General features: G+C 58.6%; 23 protein-coding genes. 1 reads left to right on the top strand and 22 read right to left on the bottom strand.

Annotated features, from left to right (window positions below; genetic code table 11):
• Positions 1-9: 9 nt before the first annotated feature.
• From ftsL to MOTHE_RS03785, 5 genes are all read right to left on the bottom strand, one after another.
• On the bottom strand, positions 10-534 hold the full coding sequence (ftsL, locus tag MOTHE_RS03805) for a cell division protein FtsL (protein WP_011392355.1): 525 nt from the start codon (positions 532-534) through the stop codon (positions 10-12).
• A 2-nt stretch (positions 535-536) separates the two neighbouring features.
• Complete coding sequence (rsmH, locus tag MOTHE_RS03800; RefSeq protein ID WP_011392354.1) at positions 537-1,493, bottom strand: 16S rRNA (cytosine(1402)-N(4))-methyltransferase RsmH; 957 nt, start codon at positions 1,491-1,493, stop codon at positions 537-539.
• Positions 1,494-1,504: 11 nt separating this feature from the next.
• Positions 1,505-1,936: a division/cell wall cluster transcriptional repressor MraZ gene (mraZ, locus tag MOTHE_RS03795; RefSeq protein ID WP_011392353.1), complete on the bottom strand. Its 432-nt coding sequence runs from the start codon at positions 1,934-1,936 to the stop codon at positions 1,505-1,507.
• 379 nt (positions 1,937-2,315) lie between these two features.
• Positions 2,316-3,383 carry a uroporphyrinogen decarboxylase/cobalamine-independent methonine synthase family protein gene (locus MOTHE_RS03790; protein ID WP_011392352.1) on the bottom strand — a complete coding sequence of 356 codons (1,068 nt, stop codon included), beginning with the start codon at positions 3,381-3,383 and terminating at the stop codon, positions 2,316-2,318.
• A gap of 187 nt (positions 3,384-3,570) precedes the next feature.
• Positions 3,571-4,518, bottom strand: coding sequence for an ROK family protein (locus MOTHE_RS03785; protein ID WP_011392351.1), 948 nt, complete (start codon positions 4,516-4,518; stop codon positions 3,571-3,573).
• A 118-nt stretch (positions 4,519-4,636) separates the two neighbouring features.
• Here MOTHE_RS03785 and MOTHE_RS03780 point away from each other — a divergent pair, with 118 nt between their 5' ends.
• Positions 4,637-5,971 (top strand): B12-binding domain-containing radical SAM protein, encoded by a 1,335-nt coding sequence (locus MOTHE_RS03780; RefSeq protein ID WP_011392350.1) that lies wholly within the window; start codon positions 4,637-4,639, stop codon positions 5,969-5,971.
• A 148-nt stretch (positions 5,972-6,119) separates the two neighbouring features.
• Here MOTHE_RS03780 and MOTHE_RS03775 read toward each other — a convergent pair whose 3' ends face one another.
• The 17 genes from MOTHE_RS03775 to MOTHE_RS03700 form a co-directional block, all read right to left on the bottom strand.
• A complete protein-coding gene (locus MOTHE_RS03775; protein WP_080997176.1) occupies positions 6,120-6,875 on the bottom strand; it encodes a tetratricopeptide repeat protein in 756 nt (251 codons plus the stop codon).
• 132 nt (positions 6,876-7,007) lie between these two features.
• Positions 7,008-7,205, bottom strand: a complete 198-nt coding sequence (locus MOTHE_RS03770) for an FmdB family zinc ribbon protein (RefSeq protein WP_025774265.1) — start codon at positions 7,203-7,205, stop codon at positions 7,008-7,010.
• Between the two features lie 40 nt (positions 7,206-7,245).
• A complete protein-coding gene (locus MOTHE_RS03765) occupies positions 7,246-9,060 on the bottom strand; it encodes a sensor histidine kinase (protein ID WP_053094689.1) in 1,815 nt (604 codons plus the stop codon).
• On the bottom strand, positions 9,057-9,740 hold the full coding sequence (locus tag MOTHE_RS03760; protein ID WP_036372230.1) for a response regulator transcription factor: 684 nt from the start codon (positions 9,738-9,740) through the stop codon (positions 9,057-9,059). The genes MOTHE_RS03765 and MOTHE_RS03760 overlap by 4 nt, the downstream gene beginning before the upstream one ends.
• Positions 9,741-10,015: 275 nt before the next feature.
• Positions 10,016-11,353 (bottom strand): vWA domain-containing protein, encoded by a 1,338-nt coding sequence (locus tag MOTHE_RS03755; RefSeq protein ID WP_011392345.1) that lies wholly within the window; start codon positions 11,351-11,353, stop codon positions 10,016-10,018.
• On the bottom strand, positions 11,326-12,228 hold the full coding sequence (locus MOTHE_RS03750) for an AAA family ATPase (protein WP_011392344.1): 903 nt from the start codon (positions 12,226-12,228) through the stop codon (positions 11,326-11,328). The genes MOTHE_RS03755 and MOTHE_RS03750 overlap by 28 nt, the downstream gene beginning before the upstream one ends.
• Before the next feature lie 117 nt (positions 12,229-12,345).
• Positions 12,346-12,474 (bottom strand): hypothetical protein, encoded by a 129-nt coding sequence (locus MOTHE_RS14000; RefSeq protein WP_255302970.1) that lies wholly within the window; start codon positions 12,472-12,474, stop codon positions 12,346-12,348.
• Between the two features lie 358 nt (positions 12,475-12,832).
• Positions 12,833-13,510: a Crp/Fnr family transcriptional regulator gene (locus tag MOTHE_RS03745; protein ID WP_011392343.1), complete on the bottom strand. Its 678-nt coding sequence runs from the start codon at positions 13,508-13,510 to the stop codon at positions 12,833-12,835.
• 176 nt (positions 13,511-13,686) lie between these two features.
• Positions 13,687-15,762 carry a flagellar assembly protein A gene (locus MOTHE_RS03740; RefSeq protein WP_011392342.1) on the bottom strand — a complete coding sequence of 692 codons (2,076 nt, stop codon included), beginning with the start codon at positions 15,760-15,762 and terminating at the stop codon, positions 13,687-13,689.
• A gap of 106 nt (positions 15,763-15,868) precedes the next feature.
• The gene (locus MOTHE_RS03735) at positions 15,869-16,249 is read right to left on the bottom strand and encodes a Fur family transcriptional regulator (RefSeq protein WP_011392341.1); all 381 of its coding nucleotides are present in this window, start codon (positions 16,247-16,249) and stop codon (positions 15,869-15,871) included.
• Between the two features lie 79 nt (positions 16,250-16,328).
• Positions 16,329-16,691, bottom strand: a complete 363-nt coding sequence (locus tag MOTHE_RS03730) for a YlbF/YmcA family competence regulator (RefSeq protein WP_011392340.1) — start codon at positions 16,689-16,691, stop codon at positions 16,329-16,331.
• Positions 16,692-16,712: 21 nt separating this feature from the next.
• Positions 16,713-17,378 carry a LysE family transporter gene (locus MOTHE_RS03725; RefSeq protein ID WP_373878636.1) on the bottom strand — a complete coding sequence of 222 codons (666 nt, stop codon included), beginning with the start codon at positions 17,376-17,378 and terminating at the stop codon, positions 16,713-16,715.
• A gap of 55 nt (positions 17,379-17,433) precedes the next feature.
• Positions 17,434-18,738 carry an FAD-dependent oxidoreductase gene (locus MOTHE_RS03720; RefSeq protein WP_011392338.1) on the bottom strand — a complete coding sequence of 435 codons (1,305 nt, stop codon included), beginning with the start codon at positions 18,736-18,738 and terminating at the stop codon, positions 17,434-17,436.
• Positions 18,739-18,875: 137 nt separating this feature from the next.
• The gene (locus tag MOTHE_RS03715) at positions 18,876-19,880 is read right to left on the bottom strand and encodes a sodium:calcium antiporter (RefSeq protein WP_053094688.1); all 1,005 of its coding nucleotides are present in this window, start codon (positions 19,878-19,880) and stop codon (positions 18,876-18,878) included.
• A 393-nt stretch (positions 19,881-20,273) separates the two neighbouring features.
• Positions 20,274-21,029 carry a histidinol-phosphatase HisJ family protein gene (locus tag MOTHE_RS03710; RefSeq protein ID WP_011392336.1) on the bottom strand — a complete coding sequence of 252 codons (756 nt, stop codon included), beginning with the start codon at positions 21,027-21,029 and terminating at the stop codon, positions 20,274-20,276.
• A gap of 298 nt (positions 21,030-21,327) precedes the next feature.
• A complete protein-coding gene (locus MOTHE_RS03705) occupies positions 21,328-22,158 on the bottom strand; it encodes an FAD/NAD(P)-binding protein (protein WP_011392335.1) in 831 nt (276 codons plus the stop codon).
• Positions 22,158-23,159: a 4Fe-4S dicluster domain-containing protein gene (locus tag MOTHE_RS03700; protein WP_011392334.1), complete on the bottom strand. Its 1,002-nt coding sequence runs from the start codon at positions 23,157-23,159 to the stop codon at positions 22,158-22,160. Before MOTHE_RS03700 ends, MOTHE_RS03705 begins: the two co-directional genes overlap by 1 nt.

Raw genomic sequence — 23,159 nt, 5'->3', positions numbered from 1 at the left:
AAAGATGGGTTAAACCCCGGCCCCGGCCTGGCGCGCCGGCTCCAGCCACTGGTGCAGGGCCTCTGCCAGAGCTACCCACCAGGCTTGCCTTCCAGGTGCAGCCCCAGTTACCGCCGGCCTGGAGGGTTCCGTAGTCGCCACCTGGACCTGCTTGCCGTTCCCGGCCTGCTCCGGCACGTAGTAGATTTGCTCTGTTTTTGGCTCCACCATTCCCAGCTTGGTAGTAGCCACCCGGGCCACCCGTTCCGGTGCCTTCAAGCGGGCCACTTCTAATTGTAGCTGTTCGTTTTCCCTTTGCAAAGTACTTAACTCTCGTTTCAGGCTATCAATCTTGTAGCCTTTTATAAGCACCTGCATTGTCAGAAAAGTCAGGCTTAACCCGATTACAAAGCCCATCAATACCAGACCTAAAAGGAGGATCTTTTGCCTGGCCCTGGATTCCCGGCGCCGGTTGGAAAGCCCGGATCGCGGGGATTGTTTACTGCTAACTACTGGTTGCGGGATATAGGACAATTCCCTTGGCGCTGCTAACATACTTATTCACCATCCTTGTCCTTTAGAACTCGCCTGGCCACCCGCAATTTGGCGCTGCGGGCCCTGGGATTAGCGACGATTTCTGCCGCCGTAGGGATAACGGGTTTGCGGGTAACCGGCACAAGGACCTCCCGCCTGCCGCAGGTACATACCGGCAGGCCCGGCGGACAAGTACAACGGCCACTCAAGCTCCGGAAGGCCTCTTTGACGATCCTGTCTTCCAGGGAGTGAAAGGAGATGACCCCCACGCGACCGCCCGGTTTTAAAATTGAGTCCAACTGCTCCAAAGCCGCCCGCAGGGCATCTAGTTCACCATTTATGGCAATCCGGAGGGCCTGGAAGGTCCGCTTGGCGGGATGATGTCCGGACCTCCTGGCCCCGGCCGGAATTGCTTCTTTAATGATCGCCACCAGCTGCCCGGTAGTAGTTATAGGCCTCTGTCGCCTGGAGGCTACGATAAAGGCGGCTATCCGCGGCGCCCAGCGTTCTTCACCGTATTGCCAGATAACCCTGGTCAATTTTTCTTCCGGCCAGTTATTTACTACTTCCGCCGCCGTCAGTTCCTGGTCCTGTCCCATCCGCATATCCAGGGGCGCATCTACCTGATAGCTGAAACCCCGCTCCGGGTTATCCAGCTGGTAAGAGGATACCCCCAGGTCAAAAAGCAGGCCGTCGACTCCGGGGATGCCCCGGGCCTCTAAAATCGCCGCCAGGTCGCGAAAATTGGCCTGGACGATTTCTACGTTTGCCCCAAAGGCGGCCAGGCGCTCCCTGGCGGCGGCAACGGCCTCGGCGTCACGATCCAGGCCGAGAAGGTGCCCACCCGGCAGCAACCGCGGTAAAATGGCCCTGCTGTGACCGCCACCGCCTACCGTGGCATCGACAAAAAACTCCCCCGGTTGGGGATCCAGGAGATGTAGAACTTCGGTCAGCAGCACCGGCTGGTGGGTAAAGGGCAAAGCCGCCACCCCTAAATATCAAAATCAACCATCTTCTCCGCCAGGGCCTCGTACTGGTCGGACGTCTCCCGGCAGTATTCCTCCCACCGGGAACGGCTCCAGATCTCCACCCGGGTAGATACGCCCACGACTACAACTTCCTTATCCAGGCGGGCGTATTCCCGTAAATTTCCTGGCAGCAGTATTCTCCCCTGGCGGTCGAGCTCGCATTCGGTGGCGCCGGAAAAGAAAAAACGCACAAAGGCCCGGGCGTCGGCTCGGGTAAAGGGCAGGCTCCTCAGTTTCTGCTCCATTTCCGCCCAGCCCTGCATGGGATAAACAAAAAGGCAGTTGTCCAGGCCCTTGGTAATGACAAACTTAACTCCCAGCTCTTCGCGGAAGCGGGCCGGGATGATTAAGCGGCCTTTATCATCAATGGTATGGTGGTACTCCCCCATGAACATGGGCCTGGCACCCACTTTTGCCCTACTTTAAACCACTTTGCCCCACTTTATACCACGACATATTATTCGCCGTCAGGATAAAGATTCCTGCCGGAGACAAAAAAATAAACTCTCCCTTATATGGAAGAGTTTACTATTTCAAGGCGGCATTATTTTGCTCGCTCACCCAATCTTCGCCAAAACACCCGGTCCTCACTATTCGAACATATTGTTACCTACGGCCCAGCTCGGGCCCGGGCGTGGTTCCGGCCTATTTGGCCTTCTTGCTCAAAGGCCGGCCTTGGGCCTCCCTGTCCTCTGCGCCGCTTGCCGTCCCTGCTACAGCCTGCGGCTGCTTACCCCTCGGTGAAAACCCGCTCGCTATAAACAGATGCCAGCATCACCTGCCCATTATTTCGGCGACAGCTGCCATCAAGCCGTAGATATGTTCTGCCAGGTCTTCTTCCAGGACGCCGGTGCCGCAGGAGGGGGTGACCAGGGCCTGGCGGCAGAGGCGCTCCCGGTCCACACCCCGCCGGGCCAGTTCTCCGACCTGCTCCTGGAGTTTCGCAGCCAGGGTGGCAGGAGTCTCCTGCCAGGCCTGTTCATAGGTGGGCACAATCCCCCAGGCCAGGACCCCGCCCTGCGCTATGAAGGCAGCCACATCAGAGGCGAAAACCTGGAGGGAAGTAAAATAATTATAGGCGTCAAAACTTAAGATCCGGTAACCTGCTTCAAAAAAGACGGGCCACTCCACCCCGCTGCAGGAATGGGCCCCGGGCAGTCCGCCCCCGGCTTCAATACCGGCTACGACACCCGCCAGGGCCGCCAGGAGGTCATCCCGTTTTAGGGCTACATGGGTGGAGGTACCATAGGCCGCCAGGGCAGGGTCGTCGACAAACACCAGGACTGGAAGGTTAAAGCGACCCAATTCACGGGCCTGCCAGCAGGCCTGCATGGCCGTCGTTTTGACAATGAGGTCCCGCAGCTGGGGGTCGTAAAAGGAACTCCTGCCAGCACTATCGGTCAAATATAGGCCGGCGGTAATAGGTCCGGCAACCTGCCCCTTTAAGAAGCGGGCTTCGCCGGGGCCCTTTTGCTCCAGGTATTCCAGCAGGGCATAAAAACCAATCCCGGCTTCCCGCGGAATGGCAAAGGCTGCCAGGGCCTCCCCATCGCCGGCCTCGGCCTCCAGGTATAGGCTATAGAAATCCGTTAACCTGTCGGTCCACCCGGCGTCAGCATCGGTAAAGGCTGGCATCCCACCGGGATTTTCTTTAATCAAGCCAAGGCGCACCAGGGGGGCCAGGCTCTGGTAAACAAAGTGTTCCTGGTGGCCCCGTTTGGGTAGTTGAGGCCAGTGGGGGATGACAGGGGTGGTTTTAAAGATAAGGTCCAGGGCCGGTCCAGGCTCGAGGTAGGGCAGGCTGCCGATGCCTGCCGCCTGGAAGTTGCCGGGTAAAAACATGGAGATTCTCCTTTAGGGCCAGCTTTTTAGCCTCTATTATTTTGCACTTCAGGTGCTCTGGTCATAATTCGCTACCAGGCGGCCTTTTCCTCCTTGAGCCTTAGCTATATTTCCGAAGATCGCGGCGGAGGCGTTAGCACCACTGAGGGGCAACTCCTGAAATGCCTGCAACTAGCCGGGGTTTGGTTCAATATTGTGAGCTCGTCTTCATAGCCAGATAAGCGGCGCCGATAATACCTGCATCATTACCCAGGGCAGCCTGTAGGACCGGTACTTGCTTAAGCTGCCAGGTTCCCATGGCTGCAGCCAGGTGTTTGCGGATAGGATCTAAGATTACCTCCCCGGCCTGGGCCGGTCCCCCCCCGATAATTATTGCTTCCGGCCCCACCAGGAGGACGGCATTGGCCAGGGCTGTTCCCAAATAGCAGGCGGCCTCGTCGATGACGCGGCCAGCCAGTTCGTCGCCCCCGGCGGCGGCTGCCAGGATCTCCTTCGCCCCAAGTTCGGGCCTATCCGATAACATGGATGGGTAACCCGCTGCCAGGTACTCCCGGAAAGACTTTACCATAGCTGTGGCCGAAGCCAGGGTCTCCAGGCAGCCATGGCCGCCACAGTGACACTGCCGGCCGTCACAGACCATTTTTATATGCCCCATCTCCGCTCCATAACCGAAAAGGCCGTGATGGACGCGACCGTCAATAATCAGTCCTGAGCCGATACCCGTGCCAATGGTTACCATGAGGAGGGAGGTATATCCCCGGCCGGCTCCCTGCCACATCTCCCCCAGGGCGGCAACGTGGGCGTCATTTTCAATAGCCACAGGTAGATCCAGTAAGGCTGCCAGTTCATCCCGGAGGGAGAAATCGCGCCAGAAGAGATTGGGAGCCAGGTGGACCAACCCCCTGGCCACATCAACCGATCCGGGAATACCGATACCGATCCCTTCGAGTTCACCCAGAGCCAGACCCTGTTCACCGGCCAGGTCCCGGGCCAGGTTCTTGATGCGCTTTAAAACTGCGGTTGTACCTTCACCGGCCCCCGTAGGCACCTGTCCTTTTTTCAGAATCTTTCCGTTTATATCCACCAGCCCGGCCTTAATTGATGTACCGCCGAGATCGATACCCAAAAGGCACAACTTTAACCATCCCTTCCGAAAAATGCAGGATTTTGGGTTCTTAACAAGAACAATATACATGATTTCTTACCGTCATGGCCATATTATTGCCAAAACCTTTTGCTGGAGGTAATAAATTATGAAAATCGCCTTGATTGCTCCGGCCTGGCACGACCCCCTCTGGGAAAGTGAAAAGGAAAAGTCTATCTTCCCGCCCCTGAATCTCATCACCCTGGCAGCCATGACGCCACCCCAGCATGAGGTGACTATCCTGGATGAGAGTTTAACCGATCTCGACTTCAATGAGAAGTACGACCTGGTCGGCATCTCGGCCATGACAGCCCTGGCACCTCGCGCCTACGAGATCGCCGATGCCTTCCGGGAAAGGGGTACCATGGTGGTCCTGGGTGGTATGCACCCCTCCGCCCTGCCGGAGGAAGCCATCGCCCACGCCGATGCCGTCGTGGTCGGCGAAGCCGAGGGTTCATGGCAACGGCTCCTGACCGACCTGGAAAACGGCCAGTTGCAAGCCTTTTACCGCCAGGAAAAGCGCCCTTCCCTGGAACATATGGTTATCCCCCGCCGGGACCTCTTACAAAGGAGTCGCTACCTGGTTCCCGACACCGTCCAGACTACCCGTGGCTGTCCCTTCGCCTGCTCCTTCTGCTCCGTCAGCCAGTTCTTCGGCCACAGCTACCGTTTTCGTCCGGTAGAAGAAGTCATCAGCGAAGTCCGGGACCTGGAGGGCGAGGTAATTGCCTTTATTGACGACAATATTGTCGGTAATCCCGCCTACGCCCGCCGCCTCTTCACCGAGCTGGCCCGCTTACCGCGCAAAGTAAAATGGTTTAGCCAGGGGTCCTTAAATATCGCCCGGGACGAGGAATTATTGCGGCTCGCCGCCGCGAGCGGCTGCATCGGTCTTTTTATCGGCTTTGAATCCCTTTCCCCTGCCAACCTCAAGGCCGTCGGCAAAAGGGTAAACCTGGTGGATGATTACCGGCAGGCCATTAAGAAGCTTCATGACCACGGCATTGCCATTGAAGGCGCCTTTGTCTTCGGCCTTGACGAGGATGACGAAAGCGTCTTTGAACGCACCGTCAAATTCGCCCAGGAAAATCGCCTGGAAGCCGCCCAATTCGGCATCCTGACCCCCTTCCCGGGAACCCCCTTAAGGGAGGCCCTGGAACGTGAGGGGCGCATCACCAATAATGACTGGAGCGAGTATACCATCAGCAAGGTAGTCTTTGAACCGAAAAACATGAGCGCCCGGACCCTCCAGGAAGGCTTTAACTGGGCCTGGCAGGAATTCTACTCCCTGGGTTCCATCTCCCGTCGCCTGGGGTTGGCCAAGAAGCACGCCGCCATCCTCTGGGCCCTGAATCTGAACATCCGCAAGCGGTTTAACCATTTTATGGAAAGACTCCGGGCGGGGAACCTCGGCCTACCCCAGCCCTCCCTGGCCAGGCAATGAAAAACAAGGGCTGGGTACCCTCTCTCCCGGATAGCAGGCTAAGGCCGTCTTGCCTGTCCGTATACTTTCCCAATCACGTCACGCCCCTGCCGGGCGCACAAAAACCTCCGGGCAAAATACTACCCGGGGGTTAGTTTCTCTTTTTCTGTTACTTCCCGCTCCCCTGCCCGCCATTTGCCTGGGGCTGATTAGCGGGCGGCTGGTTGGCAGCCGATTTATTGGCATCCTGTTTGGCCATCTCGGCCTGCTTGATCATCTCCTGAACCTGGGTAGCCAGGTCCTTATCCGGGTTATGCTTTAAAATTTCCTGCCACTGGTCAATGGCTCCCTGGTAGTCGCCCTTCATGGAGGCCAGGTACATGCCATAAGTCATACGAGCGTTATTATCGTTGGGGTCGGCCTTAATGGCCGCCTGGAAGTTATCCTCCGCCAGTTTGCTATCGCCAGCGTAGAGGGCGGCCCCGGCCAGCCGCAGGTTGATGCCCTTTTCAGCGGGGTTGAGCTTCAACACTTGCTGGTAGGTGGCTACCGCTGCTTTAAAGGTCTGGGTAGCTTTTTCCTGGTCGCCATTAACAAAAAGGTAAAGGGTACCCAGGTTATACTGGCTATCCCCCAGCTTTACAGCTGTAGCAATATCACCGGGTTTAGCCTGCAAATCCTTTTGCAGGTTGGCGATATCAGTTTCCAGCTTGCTTATTTGTTCCTGGGCCGCCTTCTGCATGGCTTCTGCCTGCTGGTTGGCGTCCGGAGCTTGGGCCTGGCTCTCCGATGGAGCCACCGGGGCCTTGGGGGTTGAAAATATTGCATAGCTGCCCACTAAACCGATACTCAATACAACTACAAAAAGAATTCCCAGGACCGGCCGCCTTTTACCGAGCCGGCGCAGGGAAGACATCATTCCCATTTCTCCACCCCTCTCTGCCCCATCATAACTTAAGGGAGAGCAGGTGTCAACGGACAAAAAATATAACCCCGTTTCGCCGGGGTTCTAACTTTTTTCTATACCAGGGGCTCCCGGCCCCTTTTTTTAACCTCCTCAACTGAAGCTGCTGCCTGCCGGGGCCGCGCAACCGCCACCGCCGCTGTTGCCACCCAGGATGGTAATCCCCGTAAATAGTTGCTGCAGTTTCTTGCTGCCACAGGCAGGGCAGGTAGCCTTGTCTTTATCCTTCCAGGACATTTTAACTGTAAAACGTTCGCCACACTCCTGGCAACGGAAATCATACGTCGGCATCACTTTCACCCCCATTGGTTTAACCGTTATTATTTTAGTATTATCCATTTTCGCTGTCAATATGCAACGGCAGATAAAAGCTAAAGATGCTGCCCCGACCCGGTTCACTTACTACTTCGACCCGGCCGCCATGGGCTTCTACCAGGCCCTTAACGATGGCCAGGCCCAGGCCGCTGCCACTATCGCCCCGGGATCGGGATTTGTCCACCTTGTAAAATCGCTCCCAGATATAGGGCAGTTCCCCTGCCGGGATGCCCTTGCCGGTGTCGGCTACGCTTATCTTTAACTCCCTACCGGCCAGGCCGGCGCTGATGGTAATCCGACCCCCGGGAGACGTATGTCGCCGGGCGTTATCCAGGAGGTTGACCAGGACCTGCTCCAGACGCCCGGCGTCAGCCCATACCGGCGGCAGGTAGGGCTCGAGCTCCACCTCCAGGACTAAACCGTGTTCCGCCAGCAAGGGCTGGTACTTCCTGGCCACTCCAGTTACCAGTTCCCCGGGGTCTACCTCGGCCAGTTCCAGGGGCAGGTGCCCGGCAGCCATCTTGTTGAGGTCAAAAAGGTCATCTACCAGGCGGCGCAGGCGGTTGGCCTCGGCCAGGATAATGCCGGTATACTCCTGGCGTTCCTTCTCACCCGTCGCCAGGCCGTCGGCCAGGGCTTCGCCGTAACCCTGGATAAAACTCAGGGGCGTGCGCAATTCATGGGAGACGCTGGCCAGGAACTCCCGGCGCATCTGCTCCATCTTTTTCTGGGTGGTTATATCCTGGAGTATGGCCACCGCTGCCTCCCCGCAGGGGTCCTCTTCCTGCAGGGGAGCGGCCCGGACTGCCAGCACCCGCTCCTGCCAGTTTATTTCGCCGGTAGTTCCCTCCCCGGCCACTGCCGCCCGTAAGGGGTCCAGGAGTTCGACCGGCAGTTCCGCCCCCGGTGACAAGGGTAAACCCAGGAGCTTTTCCGCCCGAGGGTTGGCAAAGAGGACCCGGCCACTGGCTGTAAAGGCGAGAACCCTGTCAGTCATATCCCGGACCACCCTATTCAGCTTTTCCTTCTCCCGGGAGAGGGCGGCCACCGTCCGGGACAATTCCCCGGCCAGAAAATTAAAGCTCCCGGCCAGCTGGCCCAGTTCGTCCGCTGAAGCTACCGGCACCCGGACGCTGAAATCACCCCTGGCCATTTGCCGGGCCGCCAGGCTTAAGCTTTTCAGAGGCCTGGTCACCCTGCGGGCGGCAAAGAGGGCCAGGATGGTCGCCAGGAGTACGGCCACAAGGCCGGCATAAAGGATCAGTCGACTCATGGCGCCCATGGCGGCGCTTAACGAAGCCTCCGGGGCAAAAAGGATAACTGCCCCGTTAACTTCATTGCCGGTCTTGATAGGGACCGCCACCGTCAGCATACTGGTATTAAAGGCCTGCTGGTAACCCCGTTTCACGACGGTATTCCCGGCCAGGACCTGCTGGACCTCGGCACCCTCCAGGTGCATACCGGTTACTGGAAAGTTACCGTGCATCATGCGGCCGTAACCGCGGCCCCGGCCCATCATCCCCATACCGGACCCGTCACCCGGCCCGGCTTCGCTGCTGCAGGAAAGGACCAGGCCCTGGCGGTCGATGATCATCACTCCGGTACCGGCCATCCGGCCCAGGAGGTCGGCCTGGCCGGCCAGGTCACCGCCGCTACCGGTCGCCAGGCTCCGGGCCAGCAGTTCCCCTTTATCCAGCATGGTCTGGGCTTGCTGCCGGTAGTAGTAATTCCCCAGAAGGCCGTGCAGGGATATGCCAATGACCAGGAGGCTGACGACAACCAGGGAAACCAGGAGCAACCAGAGCTTGGCGGTAATACTCCTGCTGATCATGACCCCACCTCAAACTTGTATCCTACGCCCCAGACGGTGGCGATCCAGGCGTGTTCCCGGCCCAGCTTTTCCCGCAAGTTTTTGATATGGGTATCTACCGTCCGCAGGTCACCGTAAAAATCGTAGCCCCAGACCTTTTCCAGAATCTTTTCCCGGCTCATGACCTGCCCGGGGTGGCGGGCCAGGAAAAGGAGGAGATCGAACTCCTTGGGCGTCAGGTTGCCTATGGTGCGGCCGTCGACCTTAACCTCCCGGGCGGGAATGTCGATTACTAGGCCGGGAAACTGTAACCGTTCCCCCCGTGCCCGCTCGTTCCGGGCCCGCCGTAATAAGGCCTTGACCCTGGCCACCAGTTCCCGGGGGCTGAAGGGCTTGGTAACGTAGTCGTCTGCCCCCAGCTCGAACCCCAGCAGGCGATCCATTTCCTCGCCCCTTGCGGTGAGCATAATGATAGGCAGGTCCATTTCACGGCGCACTTCCCGGCAGACCGTCCAGCCGTCACCGTCGGGCATCATCAGGTCCAGGATGAGGAGATCGTATTTATCCTGATGCAACCTCTCCAGGGTCTGGCGACCCGTGGCGGCCTCGCCAACTATCATGCCTTCCTTTTCTAAATAAAGGCGCACTAGCTGGCGCAACCCGGCTTCGTCGTCGGCCACCAGCACCCGTACCGGTTCCACTTCTGGATACCCCCTTGATGTATCTATAATAAAGATAAACCCTGTGCCGGGGAAGATCAACGGTATGACCCGGCCAGGAAAGTCCATCGCGCCTCCGAAAATGGGGTCCTACAATGTATGTTACCGGGTGCGGCCACAACTCGGCCCTTCGGGCTTCAAACAGGGTGACCGCGCTTATCCTCAGCCGGCCTCGTTCTTCTGATACTCACGCGCAAAGGCGCCCTCCTGGAACCCCCTCACCCCATTGCAGTGTCAGCCCCCTTGAGGGGCTCCAGCTACAAATACTCCCGCAGTATTATTTCCAGTTGACCCAGGGAGCGGCAGGAGAACATACGGCAATAGGGCCTCAAGGCTGCTACCGACTGCCAGCGGCCCCATTCCTCCCGGCGCAGGGTATTCAGCCAGATGATGTCCTTGACCCGCCGCCGCCAGGCCTTTAAACCCGCGGCGGCCGCCGGCACCTGGAGGGTCTTGGTGTCGCTGATAATCACGATCACGGTATTTTTCTGGAATAAGGCAGGATAATCCTTCAATATACCGGCCAGGGCCAGGTCCAGGCGCGTCCCTGCCCCCCAGGTGGGGGTGGCGCTCATGAGGCGGTCCTGTAATTCCACCGGCCCCAACTTCTTGTCCAGCAGGGGCGTTACCCGTTGAAAGTCCTCAGCAAAAACAAAGGCCTCCACCCCGCCGACCACCTGGCCCAGGCCATAGATAAACTCCATGACAAAAGCGGCGTAACGGGCCATGGAACCGGAGACGTCGGCCAACAGGAGGAGGCGGGGTTTCTTAACCCGGCGGGCGCGGTAGATCAGTCGCAGGGGCAGGCCGCCGTACTGGAGGTTGCGGCGGATGCTGGGCCGCCAGCTAATGACCCGCTTTTTCCTGGTCGGGTGATAGCGCCGCGCTAAAACGCCGGCCAGGCGCCGGACCAGGCGGCGAATGACCCTGATCACCAGTTCCGGGTCAGCCCGGCTCAATTCTTTGAGGTCGGCCCACAGAAGGCCCGTGTCCTGGTCCGCTGCCGCTACAATCTGCGCCAGGGAGGCGTCCATTTCTGTACCTTCCCATGGATCCACCAGGGGCTGCTCTTCGGCCAGCTGGCGCCCCCAGTAGTTTAAATGGCCGCTGACTAGGCTCGCCAGCAGGGGGCGGAAGCGTTCATCATCGGGGGCGCCGGCTTCGCTGGCACGGACGAATTGCTGCAGGCGCTCCCGGATTTCCGGGGTCAGCTGCCGGTAAATCTCCCTGGCAGATGCCGGCAATTCCAGGGGCCGGCCCCGGAAAAGGAGGTCCTGTTCCGGTTCAGGTGTTTCGGGAAGGCTGTTACCAGCTGGTGATAGTTGCGGCCCGGGCTCGGCTTCCTGTTCCCCATCAGGGTGAAAAAAATGGGCCCAGGCCTGGTGAAAGAGGGCTACCCGGGCGCCATCCTTGACCAGGGCCGCCTGGAGGGCTGCCCGGACCATGCCCTCCCGGTCCAGGGGTATCTCCTTAAGGGCCTCAAGGGCCGTCAGGGTCTCCGCCGTGCTGATACGGAGACCAAGGCGTCGTAATAGCTGGATAAAATATACCAGGTTGGCTTCCAGGGTTACCCCCCGTTGATAACCTGCCGGCACAGCTCTTCCACCCCCAGCTCCCGGTTGAAGGTCTCCACATCCTCCTGATCCTTGAAAAGGAGGTTCAAGGTGCGGCGTACCAGGTTTGGTTCCAGAGCCCGGGCTTCCATAAGCACCAGGGCCCTGGCCCAGTCGATGGTCTCAGCAATGGCCGGCTTTTTGCGCAGGTCCAGGCCGGCCCGGATGCGATTGACGGCTGCCGCTACCTGCCGGGCTAGGACCTCCCCGGCCTCCGGTACCTTGCTGCGAATAATCCGGGTTTCCTTGTCCACGTCGGGATAGTCAATATAGAGAAAAAGGCAGCGTCTTTTCAAACCGTCGGAAAGCTCCCGGTCGCCGTTACTGGTCAACACCACCACCGGAACCTGGCGAGCTTTGATAGTGCCCAGTTCCGGGATAGAGACCTGAAAATCAGAGAGGACTTCGAAGAGGAAGGCCTCAAACTCCTGGTCGCTTTTATCGATTTCATCGATAAGGAGGACCGGCCGGCGGGGGTGGCGCAGGGCCTTGAGAAGGGGCCGCTCCAGCAGGTATTCCTCGGAAAAGAGGTCCGGCTGATCTTCTCCACGGGTACAACCCTGGCGTGAAAGCTCGATCATCAATAGCTGTTTTTGGTAGTTCCATTCATACAAGGCCTTGTTTTCATCCAAACCTTCATAACACTGCAGGCGGATCAATTCGGTGTCCAGAACCCGGCTCAAGACCTTGGCTACCTCAGTCTTGCCCACCCCGGGCGCCCCGCTAATCAGCAAGGGTTTCTCCAAGCGCAGGGCGAGGTAGACCGGGATCAGGATTTCTTCGCCACAGATATAGCCGTCCCGGGCAAAGGCAGCGGTCAGCCAGGAGAGGGTTATTTCCTGGTGCAAAAAGATCACTCCCTCCCTCCACCAAGTTCATAATAACATAGAAAACCCTGCGGTTTCTATGGCCTTATCATAAAGGGTTACCGCAGGGTTTTCAATTAGCTTTATCATAAAAATATGTGTTGACCATCACATGGTTTGCTGATCTTTATCCTTTTCCCGGGGCTCTTCTACTTTAATTCCCAGCCACTGCAGGCGTTCGATCCAGTCCTGACCTGTTTCCGGCCTGGCGGGAGATATATTTCTGCTGTCAAGCATCCGTGTTACCCTCCTGCGAAAATCGAGTTCTACCAAATTAAGCGATTACTGGTTAGCTTCCCGGGGGCTGGTGGTACGGACTCCGGCCTTCAGTGTTTCTCGGATATTGGTGCTATTTCCCTCGCCGCTCAGAAGCTACGCGCCGACAGAACTGCGGCTCGGTTCGGGCTGTTGTTCGCCGTCACCACCACTTTAACCGCAGCCTCGCCACGGCTTCGCTAAAAATTCACAGGGGACCCTCCACCAACCCCGCAGTTCTTAGGTTTTATTATAATACCTTGTTCTTTTTACGCAAGGGGTTAGAGGTCGAACAGCCATTTTTACCTTCCGAAAGGCACCTAGAACTCCCCCGGCGGCGTTACCAGCCCTTCAGCTTTTCGGGTTCCAGAAGGGTGATCCGCTGGCGCTCCACCTCGACTGCCCCCAGCCGCTTGAAGTCGCTTAAAATCCTGGCTACTGTTTCCCGGGAAGTGCCGATGAGGCTGGCCAGTTCCTGCTGGCTCAAATTAAGGTCGATAGTAACCCCGTCTTCCCGGGGTTTCCCGTACTCCCGGGCCAGCTGCAGGAGGCTACTGGCCAGGCGGCCGTAGGCCCCTTTGAGGGCCAGGTCGCGTATATGATTCTGGGCCTGCCGCAGGCGGCGGCTCATTACCTTAATAATTTTAACCGCCATTTCGCCGTGCGCACTCAGGAGCTTTTCCATGTCGGCGTTGCGGATGATGCCTACCTCGGTGTCCTCCAGGGTCTGGGCCGTGGCCGGGTAGGGACCGCCTTCAAAGAGCAGCACCTCGGCGAAGATCTCCCCTTCACGGACAAAGTGGAGGATCTTCTCCCGGCCGTCCTCCAGAACCTGGAAGAGTTTTATGGCCCCTTTTTTGACAAAATAGAAGGCATCCCCAGGCTCGCCCTCCATAAAAATGTACATATTCTTGCGGTAGCGACGTAGGAGGGCCAGGGAGGCTATATGCTGTAACTCTTCCGGCTCCAGCCCGGCAAATACCGGTACCTGTCGTAGAAACTCCCAGTCTTCCGCCATTCCGGCGCCCTCCTCTTAAGGTTGGGTTACATTCCAGCTTCTTGCCTCAGCCTACATTTTCATGGTTCGCTTGAGCTGGCGTCGGCCCCCATGAGGGACTCCTCTGGAAAAAACTCTCGCCTTAGTTGAATATGTCTTCGTTCGCTCCCTAATCGAGCGACCCAGCATTCACCATATTAAAAAGTACCTAGAACCAGGTCGCCTTCACTATTCAGGTAGGCCATGACCTGGTTCTCCTCGTTATCAATCTGGCGGACGCGCTTGCCTACCTGCAGGGTACTATTAGGCCAGATCCTGCCGGCTTTGATGACCTTGCCCTCCGCCACTCGAATCAAAGTTCTGGCGCCGCCGCTGGAACCCATTTCCTGCACATAGACCTCATCGCCGGCATAAATGCTACCGCCCCGGAATACCCCATGGATTTCTACTTTGCCGCCGGCAATAATCTCGGTATTGAAGCACCCCCGGCCGGTGACCTTTACCTGGCCGCTGGCCTGAAGCTTGCTGTTGAGAGCATAGCTCAGGGTGATATGACCGCCGTCCTGGGGGATCTCCCGGCAATAGGCTGCCATCTCCTGGACACCATTTACCAGCCTGGCCAGGATAGACGAACCCAATCCCTGCATGGCAGCCGGATTACGGAAGGACTGGGCGAGCTCGCGGGCCAGTTGGACTAGCTTTTGCTCCTGGGGCCCGCCCTGGATGCCCTTTGTCAGCTGCTCCAGCTTGCCGGCCAGGAAGGGCAGCTTCTGAAACTTGTTTTCTACCAGAATGCTTACCATATATCCGGTATCAAGGGGGCGAACCTGGTACCGCTGTCGGCTGGCCCCCTTCTCCAGTTGGTGGAGGGCCGCCTGGAGCAACGGCAACTGGCTGGCCAGATCGCTCAGGATGGGTTCCGCGCTCTGGTAGACGCTATTCAGGCCCCCGGCCACCAGGGTGGAACCGATGCAGTTGCGGCGGACGATAATTGAACCGCCGGCGTTTACAGTGGCCTGGGTTACATCACCGCCAATCTCCACATCCTGGCTGGCAGCCACCTGCATCGTTTCCGTGACGTTGCCTGTGATATGGATGCCACCCTTAAACTTGAGGTTCCCTGAGGACAGGTCCACATCCCCCTGGTGGAGGAGTACCGGAATAATGTCAATCAAGGCCCGGCCCCGCAGCTGGCGCAGCTGGGGACGCCCTTCCTCCCGGGCTATGCAGCGCAGGCCGTCAATAACCTCGGTGCCTTTACCGGCCACCAGTTCCACATCCCGGGGCTCCGGCGGGGAGATTACCTTCCCGGTAACCGTCTTGCCAGGCTTTCCCGGCCGGGGCGGCACCTTGACCGCCAGGAGATCGCCTATGGCGGCCGAAGTACGTACCATCATCTCCCGGTAATCGACCCGTTCTTCTTCTCCTACCTCCACCCTGTCAGCTACGGCAGTAGAAAAAAGACATTCCACCCGGCCGTCTTCACCAGGTTGGGGCGGCTGGCCCCTGGCTACTACTATTTCTCCGGCTTCGGTAGAGGCACAGGCCTGCCGGACGGCTTCTTCATCAACGCCGAAAACCACCTGCTGGCGCTTTAGTTCGGCCAGCAGGTCCTCCCGGGTCAGGGCCGGAAGGGCCTGGACCACTTCCTCGCCCTCCAGTTGCAGCCGCCCCGCCGGGAATTGGTCCTTTAACCGCCAGGTCCTCTGATACCCCGGCTTGAGGGTCAGGCGGGCCGCCAAGCCGTCACTGCTTACAGCCAGTTTCCACTGGCCCTTTACGACCTCGACCCGGGACTGTACCTCTATAGTATCCCCGGCTCGGACCGTTATTTCGCTGGGTGCATGTTGACCGTTTACATACAGGTCAAAGTGTTCCCCGGCGATGATGGTGGCCGGCGGTTCCCCATCGCCCACCATCACCCGGCCGCCTTCCACCCAGGCATAACCTGGCCGTTCCTCGTCCACTCCCCCAAGCCCGGGGGCCATCCCACCTGCCACCGCACCTGCATCCGGACCGCCGGTTACGGAACCTGCTCCTCCCTTACCGGTTGCCGGGGTCACATTTTCGTCTTCCCCTGCAGCTCCGGGGAATGTCCCGGCCAGGCGGGCGATAATCACCGCCGGCCGGCGGCCGAGGCCAAGAAACCCCTGGCTTGCAGGTTGAACTATCTCTACCTCCAGCTCCTCAGGCAAGACCTCCAGGATGGCTGCTGCCTGCTGTATTGCTTCGGCGACGTTCCTGCCTTCGACTCTTATTTCCCCGGACGTCACAACTCCAACCTCCCGGGATAAAATTTATCTTTATTTTAATTCTCGGTTAAAAACTTTCATCCTTTAAACACATCCTTAAAGAAAAAACCAGGTATTTTTACCTGGCTCAATGTTCCTCCTTCTGCTGGCAATCAGGGCACAGACCGTAGAATTCCAGGCGGTGATAGAGGATCTTGCTGCAGCCGCTGTTCGCCGCTTCCTTTTCCAGTTCATAATGTACCGGCATGGGCAGGTCGATTATCCGGCCGCAGTTCAGGCAGACACAATGATAGTGATTCTCCGGGTTGCCATCATAACGGCTGTAGGTGCTACCGTAATTAAGTTCCATTATTTCGCCGGCTTCCTTTAAGACACCCAGGTTACGGTAGACAGTCCCCAGGCTGATGTCGGGTAAAACCTTGCGGGCCTGGGCGTAAATCCAGTCAGCCGTGGGATGGCTATCTGTGTGGCGTAAAATATCTAGAATGACTTTTTTCTGTTTCGTCATCCTTTTTCCTATCGTCGGTTCCATTTACCTCACCACTTAGTGGTAACAATTATTACTTTTAATATTATAACCTGCAGGATTATTTTTTGTCAACCTCATCAATAATATCTTTTCCCCATTCCGGCAGGGCATCAATAAGTATTTTTTGAATATCGGCCAGCAACCGGGCCAGCCTTTGTTCCGCTTCCAGGTAGGCGGTAATAGTCGGGTTCAGGCTGATTATCCGGTAGCTCTCTTCCAGGGCTTTTTTATCCGCCGGATCTGGCTCTTTTCCGCTCAGGACAGCCATTTCCAGGGCCAGCTGGCGACGGCGAAAATCACGCAGCATGTCTACATTGGTGGCGTTGCTCTCCAGTTTAGCTTTGGCCAGGCGAAAATCGTTATACTCGGAACTCCTGGACAGTTCCCGTGCCAGTTCATGGGCGCGGTCGTAGACTTGCATCGAATCACCTTCCTTCATATTCTACACACTGAGGGGGCCGCGATAACCGGCCAGGATGAAGAGGAACCCTAAAACCAATAAGAAGATGCCGCAGGCCATGATTAAGTACCGGTAAAAGCGCTGGCTGATAAAACGCCTGCCGGCGGCTACTCCCGCTGCGACCAGGGAATACCAGCCCAGGTCGGAAAGGATGTGGCCGCTAAAAAAGGAGACCACTCCCGCGGCTCCCAGCCGGGCCGCCTGGGTCAGGAAAGCAGCACCGATGGTCGCCCACCATAGAAGCCAGTAGGGGTTGGCCAGGCTGATCACGCCGCCGGTAGCCACCGCCCGCCACACCGGCCTCACCGTCAGGTTGGCAGGGGCGTCCCCCGGTAACTGCAGCTGTACCTCACCCGCCCTGGCCCCTTTAATCATACCCTGCCCCATCCAGATGAGGACCACGCCACCCACGACGGCCATCAGGCGTCCCACCCCGGGATGGGTCAGGAACCCGCCCAGGCCAAATAAGAGTAGGATAACTACCATTAGTTCCAGGATACCGTGACCCAGGACCAGGAGGGGACCCGCTCCAGACCCCCGGCGGGTGCTTTCCTCTACTGTTACCGTGAGCAGGGGACCGGGCATCAGGGCCCCGGAAAGGCCGACAAGAAAGGCCGTACTAAAGAGGGCAAATAATTCCACTGCCATATTCCTCCTGGAACCAGGATCGGCCGGTATACCTCCGGCCATCGGTTATACTTAATTATTCGGCGCCTGCAGGGGTTTTCCTGCCCAGAAGGGGCCGAGAAAATACCCCCGCCAGGTCGCCGGCCCGCTTCCTTATGACCTCCCGGTCGGTAGTATACAGGCCGAGCCTCTGCATCCGTTCAAAGTAACCTGCCCCGGAAAAGGTAAAGCGCTGGTAAAGCCCGTCACCGCCTGCAACCTGACGCCGGGTATAGGCGATAATATCGCCGACGGCCAGGGTAGCCGGCAGCACCAGGGGAGCCAGCCCGGCCAAAAGACGCACCGCATTATGGCCGGCCAGGGTCCCGGTGACAATGGCCTCGGTATGGCCGACGAAGGGCCCCGCCCTTTCACCGGCACAAAAGAGATTGGCCAGACCTTCCACTTTAAGGGCATCATCCCGGGGAACCATAGCCAGGAAACGTACTGAATTGCCGATGCCGCCGGCGTAGGGATCCTCAAAGCGGGCCTTCTCCAGGCCATCTATGCGGCGTAAAATCTCAAGGGGGAAAAAAGGAGTCATCAGTTTGGCCGGCCCGGTATCCAGAAGAATGATGCTGATCGCATATTCCGGCAGGGCGTACTGCTGGCATGCTTTCCGTTGAAGAAGTTCCCATTTTCCCGACAGATCAGGGGGCAGGGGCAGGGTGACCGCCCCTTTTTCCTCCAGCTCAGTTACCAGCCAGGGAGCCAGGGAGCCTTTATGGAGCTTGCAGGAGCCGCTAATGGCCCCGCGGCCGCCGCCTCGCCGGAGGGCGGCATACTCCTTTACCCCGGCCAGGGCGGCCGGGCCTATACGGCCGCCGAAGGTGGGGCAGCGATAGATACACATGGCGCAGCCGTTGCCGTAACGGCGGCAGTTGGCCGGCGGCCCGGCCGTACCCGTGGCGTCGATAAAGGCCTCTCCGGGATAATTCTGGCCGGCTTCCGTCCGCACGGCAACTATCCTGTCCCTTGCCAACTGCACGGCTGTAACCCGGCTTAAAAGGTGGACTTCTACCCCGGCTTCCCGCAGGGCCCGGCGGACCAAGGGTTCAATGCGGGTCACGTCGTAAAGCCAGGCGTGGTGGTGGCCGGCAAAGTCGATATTCCAGTGCCTGGCCGCGCCGTCGGTGACCCGGAATAACTCGCCCCCGCCCAGGGCCAACATTTCTTCCGTCGCCGTGAAGCGGCCGTTATTACGCATAATGCCTCCGACCAGGCCGGTACCCAGGAGCATATCCGTCCGCTCCAGGAGTGTTACCTCCGCCCCGGCCTGGCGGGCGGCCTGGGCGGCTGCACACCCGGCCCAACCGCCACCTATCACTACTACCCGGGGCACTTTGCCACCATCCTTCCCGTTTATTCCAATATATTCTTATTAACCGCCCCTGCTATTCATGTAGCCATTTCTACCCGGCAAAGTTACCGGAAATAACAAAGCCGGGGCTCTGCCGGCCCCGGTCCCGGTGTTCCCTTCTAACGAATAAAGCCGCTGAAAATCAAGATAACGAAAATGCCGTAAAAGGCGCCGCCGCTTACCAGGGTGTAGGGGGTTAGGTAGCGGTGGCGGCTGATCTGGATAAAGACCAGGCCGGCGGAAATAATAGCCAGGATGGCGCTGATCAAAGCCCCCTGGGTCAATTCCCAGCTGGTCATGGTAATACCAAGGGCCGGGATTATGGAGCTCTGGAAGACCATGGCTCCGGTGATATTCCCCAGGGCCAGGGTATCTTTACCCCGGCCGACCCAGATGATACTGTTAAACTTCTCCGGTAACTCGGTGGCGATGGGAGCGATGATCAGGGCCAGAACAAAGGCCGGAATACCCAGGACGCGGGCCAGGTCCTCCACCCCGTTGACAAAGAGCCGGGCCCCGCCGACGATTATCCCCAGGGCCAGGACTACCTGCACCAGGATTAACCCCAGACCCGGGTCAGATGCCCGGCGGGCCAGGTACAGGGCATTCAGTTCATCTCCTTCTTCCAGGGTATGACCGTTGGTAACCGTCAGGTAGGCATAGATGGCATAGGCAATTACCAGTCCCACAGCCACCAGCTGCTTCCAGATATGGGCTCCCAGAAAGGAAGCCAGGACGGCCACCATATAAACTGCCAGGAAGAAACCCAGATCCCGTCCCATGGTCCCGGTATCGAGATTCATTTTGGGGTAGGCAGGCCGGCGTTTGCGATAGGCGATGACTGCTACGCCGGTGATAAAAAAGGCCAGCGTGCTTAACATGAAGGGTGCCCCCAGGATAGCGCCGATGCCTATTTCCTCGCCGGCGTGACCCCCCCCGAAGATGATGGCGATAATGGGGATCATTGTTTCCGGCAGGGCTGTCCCCACAGCCGCCAGGATGCTCCCCACCGCCCCTTCGGTTAAATGGAGCTTTCTTCCCAGCCACTCAACGCCGTTGGTAAACCCTTCGGCCCCTATAAGGATAACCCCCAGGCTGATTAAAAGTAGAGCGACATCAAGCATAAATTCTCTCCTTCCAGAGTTTATTTTTATCTAAACCTGTCACCCTTTATGTTAAATAAAAAAGACCTTCAAGCGCCCCCTTACAGGGCGGTGAAGGTCTTGCCGTTGCCTACCAGGCCCGGGCCCCTGGCCGTGTTGACGGGCCTGGTACCGGAAAAATCCGGGGCTACTCCCCTGGACCGCGCAATTTTCTATATTTTATCCTAAGGGAAGGTTTGGTCACTGTCAAGTCCAACTTCGGGAAGGCCGGCCGGAACGGCATGGGGGGGTTAAATATTACTTAACAGCGTTCCCCGAGGGGATTCTCCGGATCATCCCCATCTCCACACCGCTTTTGTACCGATTTTCACAATTAAACCTCATTTAACTCCACCCGACCCTACGGCGGTAATTTTAAAGAAGCGGCTCCGTAGCCATCTCCCGGCAATAGAAAGTTGCCAGGCAGGTGTAACCGATCTGGCGCAAAAGCTCCCGCGCCTGTTCTCGTTCCCTGGCCACCTCCCCGGGAGCGTGGGCATCCGACCCGATGGTGACAGGGATATTGAGGCTAAAGGCCCGTGCCAGAAGTTCTCTGGCCGGGTAAATCTCCCCCACTGGTTTGAATAAACCGGCGGTATTCACTTCCAGGGCGGCGCCGCTCCTGGCGATGGCCTGGAGGGCCGGCTCGGCCAGCTCCAGCACCGGCCTCCTGGGCCGGTGGCCGTAAATCTTTATCAGGTCCAGGTGGCCGATGATCTGGAAGATGCCGGTAGCAGCGGCCCGCGCAACCAGGTTGAAATAGGTGGCATAGAGCTCGTCTATATCCCAGGCGGCAAAGCCGCCTTCCTGTCCCGGTCGGTCAAACTCCCAGTCGTCCACGGTATGCACCGAGCCGATGAGGTAATCCCATGGCCGGCCCGCCAGCTGCTGCCGGTGGTCCCTGCCGGGCCGGAAATCAACCTCCAGCCCGGCGCGGACGGGCATACCGGTTATCCTTTCCAGTTCAGAGAAGACGTTGAAATCCAGGCCCTCCAGGAAGCGGTCGTGGTCGGCGAAACCCATCGCCGTCAGGCCCGCCTCCCTGGCCGCTTCCACGTATGGTAAGAGGCGTTCAACGGTATGGGGCGGCCCCTCATGGGCCAGCCCGTGGATATGGTAGTCAGATGGCATATTGTGGAACTCCTTGCAATTTTATAAGCTGGCCACGCATAGGTTGACGGGTACAGGCGAAGGGCGGCTGGTTCGAGGCGGTGGATACTTCCGCGAAGCCGCAGCGAGGCGGTGGTAAACGGGATGGGGATCGTAACTTGCCTTCAAGAACAAGAAAGGCACACGCCCTCTAACGATTGTTCAAAGGGATAAACCAGGCCACCCCCGCCGCAGAGCAAGGCTGAGCGCCAAGTTTGCTAGCCGAGAACCGCTGGAGCCCGGAGCATGTACCCGTCAGCCATGGGCTTAAGCTAGCCAACTAATACTCATTCGGCAGCTTTTTCAACTGGGCCAGGGTAAAGACGGGGCCGTCCAGGCAGACGTAACAGCTGCCCAGGTTGCAGCGACCGCACTTGCCGATACCGCACTTCATACGCATCTCCAGGGTGGTCACAATCTGCTCGTCCTTAAAGCCCAGCTTCTCCATAGACTGGAGAACAAACTTGATCATAATGGGCGGGCCGCAGGTAATGGCCACCTTGCCTTCCGGCTTAGGCTTCAATTCCTCGACAAAGGCCGGGACGAAGCCCTCGTGCCCCTGCCAGGTGTCGTCGCCCCGGTCGACGGTCACGTCCACCCGGCAGTTTTCCACCTTGGGCCAGTTGTTGAAGAGGTCGTCCTTAAAGCACAGGTCGGCCGGGGAACGGGCGCCGTAGATGATCCACAAATGGCCATAGTCCTGCCGGTGCTCGATGCAGTAGTTGATCAGGGAACGTACCGGAGCCAGGCCGATGCCGCCGCCGATGAAGAGGAGGTCCTTGCCCCGCATCATCTCCAGGGGGAACCCGTTGCCGTAGGGTCCCCGGATGCCGACGCTCTGTCCCGGTTCAGCTTCGTGGAGGGCGTCCGTCAGCATTCCGACCCTTTTAATGGCCAGTTCCAGGTGGTCCGGCCCCTGGGAGGTGATGGAGAACATGGCCTCGCCCACGTCCAGGAGGGAAAGCATGGCCAGTTGTCCCGGCAGGGGCGTGAAGGGTTTACCGGCGTCAGTGGTGACATGGAATGTTTTTACATCCGGGGTCTCATCGATAATCTTTGTAATCCGGCCCATCTGGGGTACCAGGGGGTTGACCCGCGCTGCTTCCGCCATTACAGGGTCACCTCCTTGACCTCACGGATTACCCGGGTAATATCAACGTTCACCGGGCAGCGATCCAGGCAGCGGCCGCAGCCTACACAGGCAAATTTACCGTAGCGCTCCGGAAAGTACTGGAGCTTGTGCAGGAAGCGGTTGCGCAGGCGTTCCTTCTTGGAAGGCCGGGGGTTGTGGCCGCCGGCCATCCGGGTGTACTCGGAGAACATGCAGGAGTCCCAGCAGCGGAATTTATAGCCGCTGTTACCCTGGTTTTCACCCTGGATATCAAAGCAGTGGCAGGTGGGGCAGAGGTAGGTGCAGGCACCGCATCCCAGGCACTTGCGGCTGACGGCCGTCCAGTAGGGGTGTTCGAACATTCGCTGCAGTTTTTCCGTTACCCCGCTGGCATCCACCTGCAAACCGGGCGCTGCCGCCGCCGGGGGCTGAACATCCCCGGCCTCTTCCAGGAGATCGCCGGCCTGCTTTAACAACTCCTTGCCGGCGTCGGTGATTGCCTCCAGGAGATAACCGCCTTCCCCGGGCCACATCTGGACATCAGCCCCTTCGGCGCGGCCGGGGTCGATGCCAAAGGCGGTGCAGAAACAGTAAGGCTGGGCCTCATTACAGGCCAGGGCCACTATCCGCGTGTTCTCCCGCCGCTGGCGGTAGAATTCATCGACATACCCGCGGGTCAAGAAAACGTCATCCATAATCAAGAGGCTGCGGGCGTCACAGGAGCGGATGCCTACCAGCACCCGCTTCTCTTCCAGGGGAGGCATGGTTTCCAGGGTGGCGGCAGGGCCGTTCACCTGGTAACGGTACATAGTTTCCGTCCGGGGGAAGAAGAGGTCCTTGGGCGGTTCCAGGGTATTGCCCTGGCCCAGGGTCAGCTTGCCCTCCCCATCCCAGGGGGTAAAAACACTTGTCCCCTCCCGCTCCTGGGGAACGAAGACCCTGGCTCCCCCGGCCCAGGCGGAGAGCAGCTCCGGCAGTTTGGCTTGGTCTATTTTCAGCAT

It is taken from the genome of Moorella thermoacetica, from assembly GCF_001267405.1.
Taxonomy (GTDB): domain Bacteria; phylum Bacillota; class DSM-521; order Neomoorellales; family Neomoorellaceae; genus Neomoorella; species Neomoorella thermoacetica.
Note: the sequence above shows the minus strand (reverse complement) of the source record. Positions and strands in the feature narration are given on the sequence as shown.

Coding starts and splice junctions, on each gene's coding strand:
- ftsL (WP_011392355.1), bottom strand. CDS start 534: ATGTTAGCAGCGCCAAGGGAATTGTCCTATATCCCGCAACCAGTAGTT.
- mraZ (WP_011392353.1), bottom strand. CDS start 1,936: ATGTTCATGGGGGAGTACCACCATACCATTGATGATAAAGGCCGCTTA.
- MOTHE_RS03790 (WP_011392352.1), bottom strand. CDS start 3,383: ATGTTTTTACCCGGCAACTTCCAGGCGGCAGGCATCGGCAGCCTGCCC.
- MOTHE_RS03780 (WP_011392350.1), top strand. CDS start 4,637: ATGAAAATCGCCTTGATTGCTCCGGCCTGGCACGACCCCCTCTGGGAA.
- MOTHE_RS03775 (WP_080997176.1), bottom strand. CDS start 6,875: ATGGGAATGATGTCTTCCCTGCGCCGGCTCGGTAAAAGGCGGCCGGTC.
- MOTHE_RS03770 (WP_025774265.1), bottom strand. CDS start 7,205: ATGCCGACGTATGATTTCCGTTGCCAGGAGTGTGGCGAACGTTTTACA.
- MOTHE_RS03765 (WP_053094689.1), bottom strand. CDS start 9,060: ATGATCAGCAGGAGTATTACCGCCAAGCTCTGGTTGCTCCTGGTTTCC.
- MOTHE_RS14000 (WP_255302970.1), bottom strand. CDS start 12,474: ATGCTTGACAGCAGAAATATATCTCCCGCCAGGCCGGAAACAGGTCAG.
- MOTHE_RS03745 (WP_011392343.1), bottom strand. CDS start 13,510: ATGGCGGAAGACTGGGAGTTTCTACGACAGGTACCGGTATTTGCCGGG.
- MOTHE_RS03735 (WP_011392341.1), bottom strand. CDS start 16,249: ATGACGAAACAGAAAAAAGTCATTCTAGATATTTTACGCCACACAGAT.
- MOTHE_RS03730 (WP_011392340.1), bottom strand. CDS start 16,691: ATGCAAGTCTACGACCGCGCCCATGAACTGGCACGGGAACTGTCCAGG.
- MOTHE_RS03725 (WP_373878636.1), bottom strand. CDS start 17,378: ATGGCAGTGGAATTATTTGCCCTCTTTAGTACGGCCTTTCTTGTCGGC.
- MOTHE_RS03715 (WP_053094688.1), bottom strand. CDS start 19,880: ATGCTTGATGTCGCTCTACTTTTAATCAGCCTGGGGGTTATCCTTATA.
- MOTHE_RS03710 (WP_011392336.1), bottom strand. CDS start 21,029: ATGCCATCTGACTACCATATCCACGGGCTGGCCCATGAGGGGCCGCCC.
- MOTHE_RS03705 (WP_011392335.1), bottom strand. CDS start 22,158: ATGGCGGAAGCAGCGCGGGTCAACCCCCTGGTACCCCAGATGGGCCGG.
- MOTHE_RS03700 (WP_011392334.1), bottom strand. CDS start 23,159: ATGCTGAAAATAGACCAAGCCAAACTGCCGGAGCTGCTCTCCGCCTGG.